Source organism: Chryseolinea lacunae, assembly GCF_016735595.1.
Taxonomy (GTDB): Bacteria; Bacteroidota; Bacteroidia; order Cytophagales; family Cyclobacteriaceae; genus Chryseolinea; species Chryseolinea lacunae.
Map to the genome: position 1 here is coordinate 411531 of NZ_JAERRB010000005.1, position 16735 is coordinate 428265.

The window sequence follows — 16735 nt, forward strand, 5'->3', positions numbered from 1 at the left end:
AGGTTAGAATCTTGACTGAAGTGAAAATGTTACCATGCGCGCAAACGGATACTCAATGCCACGTTCCATGGTCACGGCCGACCATCGCCAGGGATCGTTCATGGTCACGGTGAAGCGAAGCATTTGCATGGCCAACTTCTGCGTAATGAAACGCGGTGTTTCATACGAGAGCGCCAACGTGCGCAGCTCGATCACATCGTCGGCCTGAATGAAGCGAGAGCTGGCCTTGGTCGGATTCTGGTCGGCAATGTTCTTGAAGAACACCTGGTCGCCGGGCTGTTTCCAGCGCTGGTCCAGCACACGCTGATCCACGTTGTAGCGGGGGTCGGCATTCTCCACACGATCGATCAGTGTCTGGTTGTATACATCACCTCCCCACCGGGTGTAGAAGCTGAGCATCAACATGAAGTTCCGGTAAGAAATGTTGGTACCGAAAAATCCTTCTACCTTGGGGCTTGAGTTTCCAACGGCCACTATGTCTTTCACATCATAGTCGTAGGTGAGCGAGCCATCCTTCTTCATAAAAATCTCTTTGCCGTTTTCGGGGTCAATGCCCAGCGAACGCACAGCATAGATGGTGTTCAGTGACTGACCTTCCTGGAAACGCAACAGCGGAACACTCTGGTAGTCTTCTTCGATCTGCTTTTCATCGGCCTCGTCGTTATATTTTTTCAGCGAGTTGGCGATGCGGCGGATTTTGTTTTCGTTGTGCACCAGGTTGGACGTAATGTTTACCGTCCAGTCTTTGGCGCGCACCACGTTGGCCATGAAGTTGAGTTCAAAGCCGGTGTTCTGCATCTGTCCCAGGTTGTCTTTGTAGGCGAGATATCCCAGCGAGGGTGGCACCACAATGTCGGCCAGCAAGTCGTCGGTGATCTTATAATAATAGCGCGGCGACACCATGATGCGGTTGTTGAACAACGTAGCATCAATGCCTACGTCATAGTTGTGCGTGCGTTGCCACCGGAGGTTTTCGTTTCCATAGCCCATGGGTTCCACGCCAATGCCGGTAGAATACCAGTCGTTAAAATACTGATAGGTGGTTTGTGCCTGGTAGGCCGGGAACGCCACAACACCGGTGAGGCCCGTGCTGGCGCGCAGCTTCAACTGGTCGATGTAGGTTGCTCCCGACAGGAAATCTTCCTTGTGCAGGTTCCAGCCAATGCCCGTTGCCCAAAACGGCGCCACCTTGTTGTCGGTGCCGAACTTCGACGAGCCATCAAGACGCGCCGCCACATCGAGCAGATATTTGTTGTCATAAGAATAGTTGACGCTCAGAAAACCAGACGCCAGGCGCTCGTGTATGTAGATACCCGTTGGCGGGTCGTCGCTGTAGCGGTTGGCAAAGTCGATGTTGGGAAAGCGGTCGTTGGAATATCCCAGCGCCACAAACTTTTTGAAGTCCGAACGATAGTCGCGGAAGTTGCCACCCAGCGACGCATTCAGAAAGTGCTTGCCCAGTTCCTTGTTGTAGGAAAGCACGGCGTTTCCGTCGAGTGTAAATTCGCCCGTTGTGCCAAACGTATACTCACCGCGTTTCTTCGGGTCGGTCTCCGTCTGGTATTCGTTGCGGAAAGGCGATTTGAAAATGTCGGTAGTGGCATCATACTTCGTGAAATTCAAAAGCCCACGCAAGGTCAACCCGTTGGTGATGTTCCACACGGTCGAGAATGAATTAATGATCTGTGTATAGGCCGACTGGTTTTTGCTGTTGAGGGTGGCGTCATACAACGGGTTCAGCACACCGCTTGTGATCAGCGAATTCTGGTTGTCCACCGTTCCGCGGGTTACCCAGCTGTCGACTTCGCGGATGATGTTTCCCTTCTCATCACGTTTGAGGTAATAGGGATTCATGCGCACATAGTCGGCAAAGTTTCCGTAGGGCGACTCTGTCGATTTCACAAAGTTCACCGACAGGTCGTTAGAGAAAAGAAGCTTGTCGTTGAGGTTGTGTATAAGCTTGATGTCGCCGCCATACCGTTTCCGTCCCGAGCTTTTCATCACGCCGGGCAACTGGTGATTGTAGGCCGTAAGGGCATAGCGCGTGGCCTTTGATCCGCCTTGTATGCTCAGTGAGTTTTTATGACCGATGGCCGTCTCTACTGGTTCAGAAAGCCAGTAAGTGTCGACCCCCGACAATACACTTTTCTTTTTGTTATAGTACAGCTCGTCAAACTCTCCCTGGCTCAGTGTCGATTGTAACACATTCGCATCATAGAGGCCGGCCAGTCGTTCGTATTCCAGTTTATCGGAAGCGTTCAACACGTTGTAGACCGAGAGGTCGGGACCTGTAACGTTCATTTCATAATTGTAGAACAATTGTAGTTTTCCCTCCTCCGGCTTGTGGGTGGTAATGACCAGCACGCCGTTGGCTGCACGCGAACCATACACGGCCGTAGCGGCAGCATCTTTGAGCAAGGTGACCGACGCCACGCGATTGATGTCCAGGTCGTAGATGGTTTGAAGCGTCACCTCAAAGCCGTCCAGGATGAACGTGGGCAGGTTTGGGTTGCTCTGCAAGCCGTTCTTGTTCAGCTTGTCGATGTCGCCCGCGCTCGAAGGCAATCCGGAAGCGCCACGCACGTTGATGTCGGGCAGCTTGTTGGGGTTTGATCCAAACGCGTTGTTCTGAATAACTTTGAACGACGGATCGTAGGCCTGAATACTTTGAAAGATGTTCACCGGGTTCACTTTCTTAAGGTCCTCGCCCGACACGGTGATGGCCGTGCCCGTGAAACTTTCCTTGCGAATTTCCTGGTAGCCGGTGATGACCACTTCCTTCAACGCCGAAATGTTTTCTTCCATCGACACATCAATGGTGGTGCGACCGTCAACGGCAATTTCGTAGGTGGCAAAGCCGATAAACGAAAACAGCAGCACATCGCCTTCGGCCGTTTCCAGCGTGTATTTTCCGTTCACATCCGTGGCCGTGCCCCGCATGGTGTTTTTGATGAGCACGTTCACACCAGGCATAGCCTGCCGCGTCGTGGCATCTACCACGGTGCCGCTAACGGCGTGGGCGATCCAGCGTTCGGCGTTCATACTGCCCTGGCTCTTGTCGGCCACCAGATTGTCTTCGGCCTTGAACAGCAGAATGTGATTGTTCACCAGGTTGAAGCCAATGCCTAGCGGCTTGAGCATGTTGTCCAACACATCTTTGAGTTGTGCCTGTGAAACCTGGATGGAGACTTTTTCCAGGACCGGGATAGCCGAAGGGCTATATACAAATTTTACATTCACTTGTTTTTGGATCTCCGTCAGCACCTGACGGACTTCGGTGTCGGTCACCGCGAGGGACACCGGCTTTTCCAGCATCGATTGTGCGCTGGCGGTCAATGCGAGGCACGCGCCCAGCCATGCCAGGAAAAATTTCGCACGCATAGCCATCCTTGTTGTTTTAAGAAAAACAACAAATTGTTTTTTTTCCATACCTTTAAATAAGTTTTGTTGCAGATGATGTTCTCGACAAAACACTGCCCTTCCAAGAGCAGGTTAAGCGCTGGCGGTGTTCGTGCATCGTCAGCGTTTTCTATTTAAGGGCTATGTGTGTTCGTAGATGTTAGCGTTCATAGGTTCTTCAGGTTTAGGTTTATACATTATATTAGGTGGTCATGGATTGCAATGCCCTCCGCGAATGACGATGGAGGTTTCCTGCACGGCATAGGTCGCGCTGACGGACCTGCACACCAGGTCAAGGCTGGTGTATACATCCAGGCCTGTCAAATCTCCCGTAAAGGTGCAGTGGGTTATGGTCGCTTGCTCCAGTGACATGGGAATGTTGTAGGTGCGCGCCAGGCGATCAAACACTTCGGCCACAGATTCTGCAGCGAAGTTGACATCCACAGCCACTACTTCTTCGGTCACCGGCTTGGGCACGGCCACCAACGACACATTGAGTTCTTCGGTGTCGGGCAGATAAACAACCCGTTGATTTGGGGTGAGCGCTATGCTCTTTTCGAGCGGAAGAATGCGTTGAATGAAGCGCGCCTTTTCGTTGCGAACCACAATAACTTTCCCGGAGGTCACAGAAACTTCACTTTGCTTATTGGCACCGTTGGCCTTGATGGTGAAACTGGTGCCCACCACTTGTGTGATGAGGTTATCGCTGAAAACATAGAACGGCTTCGTCCGGTCTTTGGCGACCTGGAAAAAAGCTTCGCCACGCAGAGTCACTTCTCGCTTTGCGCCGGTGAACGCAACGGGATAGGTCAATGATGCGCCGGGTTGAAGCGTTACCTTGCTGCCATCTTTCAATACAATTTCCAAAGGCGATTGCGACTCATTGGTGCGTTCCACAATGTCGCGTTGCACCGTGGCCACAAAGGCAGGCTCGATGGCCGGTACACGCACAACGTAGGCCACCACACACAAAATTCCGATCAGCGAAGCAGCGATGGCCAGGGCAGGCCACAGGGTTCTGACCTTGGCGGGCACAACCGGTGTTTCTTTTCCCATCCTGGACTGAAGTGCCGTCCAAAGCCTTTCGTCCATGCGGTTCAATTCGTGCGCATCGGGCCCCTCAAGCTCTTCGTCGTCGAGCAGCCCATACCATTGCTCAACAATGCGCTTCTCCGCTTCAGAACATTTTCCTTCCTGATAGCGCTCTAATAGTCGATGGAATGCTTCGCGGCTCATAGAAATAAACTTGGTGGTTTTTAAAGGCTATGTAGCGAAAGTGGTACCCCACCCCTAAACGGGTGTTAACAATTTTTTAACAACTTTCTTTGTCAGCAGGGAATAACGTTTGCGGTAGGCAAACACGCAAAGGTCACAGCAGGTTGATGAAGATCAACCCGGCAACAAAATAGTCTTTCAGGTGAAGACGCATAATTTTAAGAGACTGGGTGATGTGATACTCCACAGCCTTTTCGGATATGTCGAGATCTTTGGCGATCTCTTTAACGGTTCGATTTTCGAAACGACTCAGCCGAAACACCACGCCCGTCTTGTGAGGCAACAATTCAATTCCTTTCTCGATGGCTTCCGACAGATCGCTTAGCATGGTGATCTCCTCGGTGGTGTGGGTAATGGTTTGATTATTCCCCTGCACATAGTTGACATACTTCTCGTGCACCATCTGCACCTTATAGTAGTTGATGATGCTGAACTTAATCGCGCCAAACAGCCACGATTGCAAATTCAGGATGGCGTGTTCACGTCGGCGCTCCCACAAGCTCAAAAACAGATTCTGCACCAGCTCTTCTGCCGGCTCCTTGCTTTTCACTTTCCTATAGGCAACCCAGAAGACTTCCTTCCAATAGCGGTCATAAATTTCACGAAACGCCACCTCGTCCTCGTGCTGTGTCACGAGGTTCAAGAGTTGTTCATCCTGAAGGTTTGCGTAGATCATGAAGTTTACCTGGGGTTAAATTTATAGAAAAAAAAAGCGCATCGTCAAATTTTCTCCGGCATCCTGAAATAAACACCGTGTAATCGTTTCCTGAAATCCAAAAAAACCAAAGGATAACCGGCCGCAACCGATTCCAGAAAAATTATCTCGATTTTCTCTGAACAAAAATATCTACGAGGCGTGCGAACCACGCAGACATTTTCAGTTGCGCGAGCTAATGATTTCTAAATCCCAATTGAAAGTTTGATTCCCGGTGATTTGCATCGGTGGGTATGAGGTAACAAATTCGCTCAGAATGTCGGATTTGCGAGGTGCTATTTCATACTTACATCTCCATTTTGACAACAGCATCCGTTTGAACAGCACCTCACCGACTCAACGCCCCACCCTTGCAGAATTAGGCTTCGATCTCCTCAACTTGTCGAGCACGAAGTTGCTGCTGACCATTGGACAGCCGTTGCTATTTTTTGTGCTCTACTTCATTTTCGGTGCCCGCTACTATTGGTTGCCAGGTATCATTTGCGCCATGGGGCTGAGCTTCACCACCTACGGCTCCACATCGCACGACCTGGTGCATGCGAACCTGAAAATCAACCAGAGACTGAATGAATGGCTCTTGTTCTTTTTTGAAGCGATCACGTTTCGAAGTGGACATGCCTATAAATTAAGTCACCTCTATCATCACAAGCGCTATTCCCACGACGACGACGTGGAAGGTGCCGCCGCACGTATGCCGTTGTTTCGCGCACTGGTTGAAGGATTTATCTTTCAAGTCAAGATATACGTATGGGCACTCTCAAGGCGGAACAGCAAATATCATCAATGGATTGTGGTGGAAGGAATTGTTGTGATCACGTTGGCAATGTTCTGTGTATTTTCCATTCCCTATACATACGTCCCGTTCGTGTACCTATGCCTGATGGTAGCCGGAAGCTGGATTATTCCGCTGGTTACTTCCTATCTGGTGCATACGCCCGCGGGCGAAACAGACCTTCATCAAACACGTCTGTTCCGCGGGAAGTTTTTTTCCCTGATTGCTTTTGATCACCTCTATCACCTGGAGCATCACCTCTACCCAATGGTGCCACACAAAAACTGGCCCGAGTTGGCCAAACGATTGGATCATTACTTCGATGCTCAGGGGATACGACCGCTTACGTTGCCAGGCATATCCAAAAATCAATAGAACTCATGGATCGAAGAACTCTGACAGAAGCAATTTTAGGTGACGGACGATTCCTGTTAATTTTTGTCAGCCTCATTTTGGTGTTGGCTGGTTTGTTTGTGATCGTGCAAAGTTTAACGGGCCACTTTCTTCCTCACGACGTTGCCTATCTTGGGCTTGATGCACAGCAATTGTCGCAGTTCAATAACGGCACGATTACAGGCTTTATGTTTCATGACCGCATATCGTTTGGTGGTTCGATTATAGCCGTGGGATTTTTGTATATGTGGATGGCTGAGTTTCCCCTAAAGAACAAGGAAGCATGGGCTTGGTACATTTTTGCATTTTCCGGACTGATCGGTTTTGGCAGTTTCCTGACCTACCTTGGTTATGGCTATCTCGATTCTTGGCACGGCATGGCAACACTGCTATTAATGCCGTTTTTTATCGTCGGTCTGGTTCGCTCGCATGCGCTGATAAAAACAGATGGTGCCATCAAGGACATGTTGTTGCCTGGCGAAAAATTTCGTTGGAAGTCTACCTATGGAGTGGGTAAGATTCTTCTGCTGGTAACCTCCGTTGGAATGTTTCTGGCTGGTGTAGTCATTATGATTGTGGGAATGACCACCGTGTTCGTGCCACAAGACCTCGAGTACATGTCTATCACCGTGTGTGGGCTGGACGAGGTGAATAGCAAACTCAAGCCTTTGATCGCACACGACCGGGCTGCCTTTGGCGGTGGCTTGGCAACCATCGGCCTGCTCTACTTCTTTATTATTCGTAGAGCCACGCCCGTGATCAATCTCTGGCAAATCACTGCCGTGTCCATGGGTGTTGGTTTTGCTTCGGCTATCGGTGTGCACTACTTGATTGGCTACAGAGATCTTTCACATTTAATGCCCGCCTATGTGGGTGCGGGCATGAGCATGGTTGGGTTGGCGCTTACCTACAGCCGCATGAAAAAAGGTTGAACCAGGAACTTGACTTCATCGTCTTACAACGGTATCGGTATTGGTGATTTGAGATGGATTGCGTTCCCGTTTTTTTCCGGCTTGTCAACAAAATTCCATCGTTCCCCGCGAGCAACCCAGACCAGCCAGGTAAGGTATATTCTGTTACAATGGCTCCATTTCCTGATAAGTGGTGCCCATTGTTTTTTCATTTGCCCTATCTTAGGTCACGCATTCAAAGCCCCCAAATTGAAAGTCTCTACACAGCATTCTATCCTACACCTCGTTTCGAAAAGTTTGCCTGGCAAACGCTCGGTAGGCATTGTCGTTTTTGCTTCACTCCTGCTATCTGCGCTGGTGGGCCATGCCCAAAACAAAGGCACGGTGAAAGGTCAGGTGGTCGATTCACTTTCTGCACTGCCGCTTGGTTATGCCAGCATTGCCATTCATGCGGTGGGCGACAACAAGCTCATCAATGGAAACCTCACCGACGAGCAGGGGAAATTCACCATCGAAGTGCCCCGAGGTCAGTATTATGCCGTGATCAATTTTGTTGGCTATGGTGCTTCTCAAAGCAATCCATTCACCGTTTCTTCGGATGTTTTGCATGTGGACCTGGGAACGCTGTTCATAAAACCCAAAGTAGATGTGCTTCAGGAAGTGGTGGTGCAGGCCCAAAAAAGTTCGATGGAACTGTCGCTCGACAAGAAGATCTTCAACGTGGGACAAGACCTGGCCAACAGCGGCGGCACGGCGTCTGACATTTTGATGAACATCCCTTCAGTGGCGGTGGACCCGGAAGGTAATGTGAAATTGAGAGGCAGCGACAACGTGAAAATATTAATCGACGGCAAGCCCTCGGGTTTAGTAAGTTTTAAAGGCGGCGCCGGCCTGCAACAGTTGCAAGCCAGCATGATTGAGCGGGTTGAAGTGATCACAAACCCGTCGGCGCGCTATGAGGCCGAAGGTTTAGGGGGGATCATTAACATTGTGCTGAAGAAGGAAAAGAACGAGGGCTTCAATGGCTCTATCGATGTGATTACGGGCCATCCCACAAACTATGGCCTGGCTGCCAACCTAAACTACCGGCGCAAAAAAATAAACTTCTTTATCAACTACGGCTTTGCTTATCGCGATCAGCCGGGCAGAAGTTCCATGTACCAGGAAACCTACGTAAACGACACCACCTTCATTCTCGATCAAACCAACCAATCGACAATGAAAGGACTCAACAACAACATTCGCGGAGGCATCGACTACTATTTTTCAGAAAAAAGCATCCTCACCGGCTCATATCTTTTCAGAAGAAGCGATGCCAAACGCCTCACCGACATTGTGTATAAGGACTACCTGTTTTCCAAAGACCACATGGTAGACTACTCCACGCGCCGCCAGGATGAAACCGAAGCAGAGCCCAACTCCGAATATTCACTGATCTATAAAAAAATCTTCCCGGGCAAAGGACACGAGTTGCTCACAGAAGTGAAGTATCTCGACAACTGGGAAAGCTCCGACCAAACCTTCACACAACATTTCTTCCAACCCGACGGAACGGAAGATGCTTCGCAGGCCATCCTCCAAAAATCGCTGAACGACGAAAGCGAGAAACAATTCCTGGTTCAGGTAGACTACACGCGGCCCATTGCCAAAGAAGGAAAGCTGGAAGGCGGCTTCCGCAGAAGCGACAGAAACATGATCAACGACTACGTGGTGACACAACAAAATCCAGACGGCAGCTTCTCTGTGGTGGGCGATCTGGACAACATCTTTTATTATGACGAAACCATCACCGCGGCCTATGGAATTCTCGGCAACAAATCGAAATGGTTCTCCTACCAGGCAGGCCTTCGCGCCGAGTGGACCGATGTGAAAACGACGTTGCAGAAAACCAGCGAAGTGAATCCACGCAAATACAACAATCTTTTCCCCAGCGTGCACGTCACCTTTGCCCTACCGAAAGAAAACAGTTTGCAGCTGAGCTATAGCCGCCGGGTGCGACGTCCTTTCTACAACGACCTCAGCCCCTTCATGACCTATTCGGATAGCCGGAATTATTTCAGTGGCAACCCCGATCTCAACCCCGAGTTCAGCAATGTGATTGAAGTGGGACACATGAAATATTTTGAAAGCGGTTCGTTGTCGTCGTCGTTGTATAGCCGGAGCACAAACGACAAAATAGATCAGATCAGGATCGTCGATGAAAACGGCAATGCCACCACCATGCCGCGCAATTTGCTCTCCGAAAAAGCTTACGGCCTGGAAGTATCGGGCACGTTCGACATCACCAAATGGTGGAAGTTCGACGCGAACGCTAACTTCTTCTATGCCAGCGTGGACGGCAGCAACATCGAGAGTGGCTATAAAACCACCACCTACAGCTGGTTCGCCCGGCAAACATCGCGCTTTTCCCTTCCCGCGAACATTGACTTTCAATTGCGCATGAACTATGAAGCACCCCAGAAGACCGTGCAGGGAAGCCGGAAAGCGCTAAAGTATATGGATGTGTCGTTCAGCAAAGACATCTTCAAAGGAAAGGGCACCCTCAACCTCAACATCCTTGACGTTTTCAATTCCCGCATCCAACGCAGCGTGGCCGAAGGCGAAATCTTCTACAGCGACCGTAGCAACCAATTCCGCCGAAGACAAATCAACCTGGCCGTAAGCTACCGGATCAACCGCGTGAAATCGGCACGGAAACAACGTGAGGAAACGGTGGCGGATTGATCGCACACCACCGAAACCTGCGGTTCTACCTAGACCTGCGAATAAGGCGCGGGCACCAAAAAGGTGTTAGTAATCTTGGAAATCGTATTTGCATACTGTGGATCGCCAACCAGTTTTTTCCATTCGGGATCGGCCACGAATGCAGACCATCCCTTGTCGCGTTCTTCCATGTTTTTGCAGGTGATCATGTATGTGAGGCGGGGTTGTCTGTCGCCGGCAATCACTTCGCCACAGAACACCGGGTTCAGTTTCGCTCTGCTGAAAATGGGAAACTCGCCGTCGTTAAACATCTTGATTTTTCTTCTTACGGCGTCTTCGCTATACCCCTCATAGGTTCTCAATTCAAATATCCGTTCGCCCGACGGCACAACCAGGGCAGGGAAACCATCAAAAGCAATCATCAGCGAAGACGTGAAGCGGGTGTATAAAGCTTTGTCGGCCGCTATGCTGTTATAGGCTGCGCTGTTTTTAATATAGTCCACGTCTGCTTTCACTTTTGAATTTATGGTGAGGTAGCTATCAAGAGAAGAATAAGGCGCCAGCAAATAAAATTTACGGGGTTCCGAATGACTCCAGTCTTTAAACACGCCAACGGTTTTCACGCCATGTTTATTCAGTGCAGGAATAAGCGCCGTCTTAAGATACTCGTCCAGTTGCCCTTGGTCGGAACCAAAGCGCATCTCATATTCACGCCACTCATATACTTCTTTTTGGGATGGATCTTTTTCGCCCGCCCGGGCAGGATTGATGCTGACGGCCGCGGTAGCCACAAGTGAAGATTGGAGAAATTTTCTGCGTTGCATAATGGTTATAGTTTTTAATAGATAAACGAATGCTGTGTGCGATGCTTCCATTACACTGTGAAGCCAATGACAAAATTCCTGCGCAAAAGATTTCCACACAGAAGAACTTTCAAAGATCTTAACAGAGAAACATAACGTTCTAAAATACCATATTTATCCCGAAATCCTTTTACCCTATTCATGGGTATTTCAACGTGAAAAGGTGTGCCTGAGATATCGGTCAAAAACAAATTGGAGTGCTACTGGTCGTCTTCCTGCGGAGTATATTTCACAATTTCGTCGAGCTCCCGGGCAATGGTGCCCGTGATTTTGTCCAGCTCCTCCACTTCGTATTCCACCTTTTGTGTAAGCCATTTATAGTCGATGGTCTCCTCCAGGCGGATCAAACTGAGCAGTCCTAACATTCGCGCCACCGGGCCGCGCACCTGGTGGGCATTCGAAAACGAATAGCGAAGCAATTGTTCATAGTGCTTGCGCAATTCTATCTCAAGATTCTTTTTGTCTGTAACGTTAATGTGGGTACCCAGCGTTACGTTGCCAACCGAACCATCGGGCTTGCGCAGCGTGCGGCCGCGTGACAATATCCAAAGCCAGGAACCGTCTTTGTGACGCAATCGAAACACGTTTTCATACATACCCTTCGCCCCGCCTTTCACGTACTTTTCAAACTTGCCCGTGGCCGACTGAAAGTCATCCGGATGAAGCTGGCCGATCCAGGCGTCGTTCAGGTTTCGCTTTCGTGTTTGAAAAAATTCTTCCTCCGAAAATCCAAGCATGGTATAATATTCCGGGCTGCACCACAGGTAGCCGGTGTCCGAATGATACTCCCAGGCTCCCGTGAGCGAGACTGCGATAATGGAACGGTAGCGTTCTTCATTTTCATGTTGCACAATCTCTTCGGCATCGCGCGCTGTTTTAACCACCAGCATCAACCAAATTATATACGCGCAGCCGAGAACTGAAATCACAAAAAGAGTGATCAACCCCATAGCCGAGTCTGGTGCATGTTTCAAGGCTACATAGAACAGCAAACATAAAGTCACCAGGATCATCAAAATTGCAGCAAGCAGTATGAATCTTAGCCATTTGCGTGTGCGTTGACGCCGGTGATGGGAGTTGGAAACAAGGTTCATGGCAAAGGTGCCGCTAATTTAAAATCGGAGGACTAATATAGCCTTTTAAGGGCTTTTGCTCCAAGCTCAGACTTGGTTACGGCTGTCATGGCATTGATGCGTTTAGGAAATACAATACAAAATGCCCCCGGTTTGGGTAGGTCCGAACCCTTACATCCAAAATTTCTTCGGCGATATCCGGGCATGTGGTTTTTCTGACCACAGATCGATGCAGCCGCCACGAAGCCAACGTCGATAAAAATAGGCGAGCTATACAGACAAGTAAATTGAGCCCTGGAAGAAAGCAGCCAGACGACGCAATGGCTGACCTTTGTTGTCACAAATCAAAAACAATAACAAGCAATGACAACAACAATCAAAAAAATAGCACTGGGCAATAACGGCCCGCTGGTATCTAAACTAGGATTAGGCTGCATGCGCATGTCGTCCGTGTGGGGCAGCACGGCCAACGACGAAAGCGAAAGCATCGCTACCATTCACGAGGCGCTTGACCGTGGCATCAACTTTTTGAACACCGGCGACTTCTACGCGCACGGTCACAACGAAATGCTGGTGGGCCGCGCCATCAAAGGAAGAAGAGACGAGGCCTTCATCAGCGTTAAGTTTGGTGCCATCTTCTATGGCGGCCAATGGCTTGGGTTGGACCTTCGCCCCAACTCCATCAAGAACTTTATCAACTATTCGCTGGTGCGTTTGGGCATCGACACCATTGATCTGTATCAGCCCTGCAGACTCGACAACAGTGTTCCTGTAGAAGATGTGATCGGCACAATAGCGGACCTCATCAAAGAAGGAAAGGTGCGTCACCTTGGCGTGTCCGAGATCAGTGCCGATCAACTGCGCAAGGCACACGCTGTGCACCCCGTCGCAGCATTGGAGATAGGCTATTCGTTGGCCGATCGCCAGATAGAAAGTGATCTTCTTCCAACCGCGAAAGAACTGGGCATTGGGGTGGTCGCTTTTGCCAACACCGCCGAGGGGTTGCTGACCGGCGACATGAAGGCGCCGCTTGCTCCGGGAAGTTACCAAAATCACTTCTCACGCTTTCAAGGCGAAAACCTGATCAAGAATCTGGAAAAAGTTGAGGTCTTAAAACAGCTAGCCAAAGCAAAAGGATTCACGCCTACACAACTGGCAATTGCCTGGGTGAATGCGCAAGGCGGTCACATCATGCCCTTGGTTAGCATGGGCCGCAGATCGCGCCTGCCAGAAAACATACAGGCCACGGCTATCGAATTCACGACCGAAGAGATGAAAACTCTTAACACTCACTTTTCGCCCGGATCGATACTGGGCGGCACTTACCTGCAAAGATGACGATGGGGGCACAACGCCCCCTTCTGTTTTTTATATCTTTACATAATGACAAATCCCAACGAAATAATCCCGGGAGTGCTTTTTTACTCCTATTTCTCTACTTCGCGAAAGGAGAAAGTGGGCTTTCTCTCTAACAACACCCTGGTGCTGCAGGTGTCGGGACACTTTACATTAGAGACCGCCGCACAGACCATTTCCATGAGCAGTGGTGAGATGTTGCTGATTGGGAAAAATCAACTGGGGCAAATCACCAAAACTCCTCTGCCTGGCGAATATTATGAAACGATCGTCATCTCACTAAGAGAAGATCTGCTCAGAAAGATTGCGCTTGAGGAACACCTTGCGGTGCAAGAAAAATATGTGGGGCCACCCAACATTCTCATTCCTTCCAATGAATTTCTGAAGGCCTATTTTCAATCGGTGATTCCATACGTTCGCAACCCGGAAGAATCCATAACGAACGACATCGGCCTTTTGAAAGTGAAGGAAGCCGTGAAGTTGCTACTGCATGCCATGCCGCGGCTCAGCAGTGTGTTGTTTGACTTTTCGGAACCCCACAAGATCGATCTGGAAAAATTTATGGTCAGCCATTTTCACTATAACATTCCGGTTAAAGAATTTGCCGAGCTCACCGGAAGAAGCCTGGCGGGTTTCAAACGCGATTTCCAAAAAACATTCGGTATGGCTCCGCGACAATGGTTGCAGGAAAGGAGGCTGACAGAAGCCAAAAACCTCATCGACAACAAAAACAAAAAACCATCAGCCATCTATCTCGACCTGGGCTTCGAAAGCCTCTCCCATTTCTCAAATTCTTTTAAGAAGAAGTTTGGCAAGGCACCCACCGAAAAGTCAATTTCAGGGTAGCGGCTTCGTCGTGGAAAGTGTAGGAATATCACATGCCTTTCGCGGAGCAACCCGTCACATAAGTCGACTATTGTTTATTCCAGACATTGTTAGACTTGTCAATATCTGCATCAAAAGCATTACCCAACACAATCCGTTGAATCTGCTTTGCTGTTTTGATCTTATAGACAACGGAATTGTTCCCCTTCGACCAACAGCCGATGTGTGATGAACGTTGTTCATGCGTGCCGTCCGAATATTCTATATCAAGATGAACGGGCGTGCTGCCCACTCCTGCTTTCTTTACTTCGATCACGTATTGCGATCCGCGATGCGTAACGTTTCCAATGGCCAGGTCGGGACGGATTTGATTATAAAACCAGTCCACCCAAAACCAACTAAGGTCCACGCCGGCCCCCGTGTTCATGCAATTGAAAAAGTCGTTTGGCGACGGGTGTTTGCCTTTCCAGTGAACGATAAAGTATCGTAGCGCCTCCGAAAATTTTTCATCGCCCAACATGTCTTTCACATAGTGAAATCCAAGTGCAGGTTTCAGGTCTTTATTCGAAAATCTTGATTTGCGATTCAGTTGGGGTGTGAGTGTAATGATCGGGTTGTCGTAGTCCGCGCCAGCCGTTTCATTAACTTCATTAATCTCGTAGTGTATAGGAACTTCAGGGGCAATCAGGGGAGGCAGCGTGAATTCTGCCAGAGTTGCCAGACCCTCATCCATAAAGGAGTATTTGGTTTCATTGGTGCCCACATAGAACGGAAACAGTGTATGAAAAACTTCATGCGCCGTAAACTGCACAATCTGTTGTGCCTCTTCAAAGGGCAGGTTGTTCACCATCATGGGATATTCCATCGCATCAAGACCATCAAAAATTGTGATGTGCGAATAGGGAAATACGACTTTTGGAAAAACATTGCGCATGGCCGATACGGTGCCCTTCGCATAGCCGACAACCGGTTCATATTGAATGTGATCGGGATTATAAACTGCATCAACACGCACTCTTTTGTTTGCTGCCGAATCGACCAGCACACTGCCCGACTTCCAGATGTAGTGATTGCTGGTTGTGAAAGCTACATCGGGAACGTCGGTGGCTTCGAATATCCAGGTGTTTCGAACATTGCTTTTGCTGACAAAACCCGCAGCGATGTCTTCTTTTGTGATGATGTCGACAATGCCGTCGCTCGTGCTTGCTTTCTCAATGCGTTGTATTTCCTTATCGTGAAGAACACTCCAGGCGTTTATCAGGTCGCCCGTACACCAAACCTGGTAGTCGCCCGGAACAGAAATTTCAACATGGAAGTCGCCATAGTCATTGTAAAATTCATCAAACCCCATGTAGGCATATTCATTCCACCCGTCTATGTCGTCATAGACGGCAATGCGTGGAAAAAAATAGGCCACCACAAATGCCCCCGGATCTACCTGACCCGTTCGGATGAACGAGTGTTCATTTAACAGATAAGAATATTTCAAACTGACGCTGAGCTTGTTCCCAGGCAAAACAGTTACGCCCTGCACCGTCATATTTGTTCCGCGAATGGATATCTTTTTCGAGTCTATCGATTGGCCATCTATCACAAGCGATTCTATGTCGACACCCTTGCCAAGATCACTGCCGGAAACAGGTTTGGCCCTGATCGATTCGGTTTTGTAGAGATTGGGGAAGAGTTTGAACACAACCTTCGAAAGTGTGTCGGGACTGTTGTTCAGATATTGAATATCAACATGCCCAGATAGTAAACGTGTTTCGGGAGAAAACTGTACGCGAATGGAATAGTCAGCCCGATTTTGCCAATAGTTTTTTCCAGGCACCCCACTCCTATCCCTGACATGATCGCGATAGCTCTTCCTGAAATTGGTGGCAACGGGCAGTTGCGTTTGGGCCAGGCATTGCAGGCTGGCAAAGACAAGTAGGGCGATTCGGATCATATTAGTCAGGTTTCAAAACTAAACAAAACCCGGCCAGTTTTCACGGATGGAGGGCATGGAAAAACCACATCAAACGTGTTTGATGTGGCTCCACAGTTCATCGGGACCTTGCTTGTTCATGCCGGGCACCGGCCTTTCGATTCAAATAGAAACACAAAGAAACATTTAATCAAACGTCAGCTGCGTGGCCAGAACAACCTCGCGGTTTTCCAGCAAGGGTACAATTTTTTCCACAACAAGCTTTTGAAAATGTTCCGATTCACGGTGCCTCGTCACCGCCTCTTCGTCTGCATATCCTTCAAACAATAGAATGGTATTGGCGTCGGCATTGCTTTGATAGACTTTGTAAACAAGGTTGCCCGCTTCTTTCGTGCTCTTTTCCGATACCTCCTTTAAGAGGGTCAACACGGTTTGCAACTGACCTTCTTTAACGCGCCATTTGGCAAATACATGCACTGGTTTTGATTTCATAGTCGTTTTGATTTTATAGATGTTAAGATTTATT

12 protein-coding genes are annotated in these 16735 nt (G+C 49.1%); 5 read left to right on the forward strand and 7 right to left on the reverse strand.

What is annotated here, in order from left to right:
- Positions 1-3 precede the first annotated feature (3 nt).
- The 3 genes from JI741_RS17320 to JI741_RS17330 all read right to left on the reverse strand — a co-directional run bounded on the left by JI741_RS17320 (position 4) and on the right by JI741_RS17330 (position 5350).
- Positions 4-3381 carry a SusC/RagA family TonB-linked outer membrane protein gene (locus JI741_RS17320; protein WP_202011805.1) on the reverse strand — a complete coding sequence of 1126 codons (3378 nt, stop codon included), beginning with the start codon at positions 3379-3381 and terminating at the stop codon, positions 4-6.
- 228 nt (positions 3382-3609) lie between these two features.
- The gene (locus tag JI741_RS17325) at positions 3610-4635 is read right to left on the reverse strand and encodes a FecR family protein (RefSeq protein ID WP_202011808.1); all 1026 of its coding nucleotides are present in this window, start codon (positions 4633-4635) and stop codon (positions 3610-3612) included.
- A gap of 133 nt (positions 4636-4768) precedes the next feature.
- On the reverse strand, positions 4769-5350 hold the full coding sequence (locus JI741_RS17330; protein ID WP_202011810.1) for an RNA polymerase sigma-70 factor: 582 nt from the start codon (positions 5348-5350) through the stop codon (positions 4769-4771).
- A gap of 355 nt (positions 5351-5705) precedes the next feature.
- Here JI741_RS17330 and JI741_RS17335 point away from each other — a divergent pair, with 355 nt between their 5' ends.
- From JI741_RS17335 to JI741_RS17345, 3 genes are all read left to right on the forward strand, one after another.
- Positions 5706-6536, forward strand: a complete 831-nt coding sequence (locus JI741_RS17335) for a fatty acid desaturase family protein (RefSeq protein WP_202011811.1) — start codon at positions 5706-5708, stop codon at positions 6534-6536.
- A gap of 5 nt (positions 6537-6541) precedes the next feature.
- Complete coding sequence (locus tag JI741_RS17340; protein WP_202011813.1) at positions 6542-7486, forward strand: hypothetical protein; 945 nt, start codon at positions 6542-6544, stop codon at positions 7484-7486.
- A 276-nt stretch (positions 7487-7762) separates the two neighbouring features.
- The gene (locus JI741_RS17345) at positions 7763-10189 is read left to right on the forward strand and encodes a TonB-dependent receptor (protein ID WP_236676124.1); all 2427 of its coding nucleotides are present in this window, start codon (positions 7763-7765) and stop codon (positions 10187-10189) included.
- Positions 10190-10218: 29 nt separating this feature from the next.
- Here the strand turns inward: JI741_RS17345 and JI741_RS17350 are convergent, their stop codons facing one another.
- Together JI741_RS17350 and JI741_RS17355 are read right to left on the reverse strand one after the other, a co-directional pair.
- A complete protein-coding gene (locus tag JI741_RS17350) occupies positions 10219-10992 on the reverse strand; it encodes an NIPSNAP family protein (protein ID WP_202011816.1) in 774 nt (257 codons plus the stop codon).
- 239 nt (positions 10993-11231) lie between these two features.
- Positions 11232-11921: a PAS domain-containing protein gene (locus JI741_RS17355; protein ID WP_202011818.1), complete on the reverse strand. Its 690-nt coding sequence runs from the start codon at positions 11919-11921 to the stop codon at positions 11232-11234.
- Between the two features lie 546 nt (positions 11922-12467).
- On the opposite strand from JI741_RS17355, the gene JI741_RS17360 reads away from it, so the two are divergent.
- Together JI741_RS17360 and JI741_RS17365 are read left to right on the forward strand one after the other, a co-directional pair.
- On the forward strand, positions 12468-13442 hold the full coding sequence (locus tag JI741_RS17360) for an aldo/keto reductase (protein WP_202011820.1): 975 nt from the start codon (positions 12468-12470) through the stop codon (positions 13440-13442).
- 75 nt (positions 13443-13517) lie between these two features.
- Positions 13518-14306, forward strand: a complete 789-nt coding sequence (locus tag JI741_RS17365; protein WP_369411816.1) for a helix-turn-helix domain-containing protein — start codon at positions 13518-13520, stop codon at positions 14304-14306.
- Between the two features lie 67 nt (positions 14307-14373).
- Here the strand turns inward: JI741_RS17365 and JI741_RS17370 are convergent, their stop codons facing one another.
- Positions 14374-16230: a M1 family metallopeptidase gene (locus JI741_RS17370; RefSeq protein ID WP_202011824.1), complete on the reverse strand. Its 1857-nt coding sequence runs from the start codon at positions 16228-16230 to the stop codon at positions 14374-14376.
- Between the two features lie 165 nt (positions 16231-16395).
- Positions 16396-16701 (reverse strand): putative quinol monooxygenase, encoded by a 306-nt coding sequence (locus JI741_RS17375; protein ID WP_202011826.1) that lies wholly within the window; start codon positions 16699-16701, stop codon positions 16396-16398.
- Positions 16702-16735: the final 34 nt, after the last annotated feature.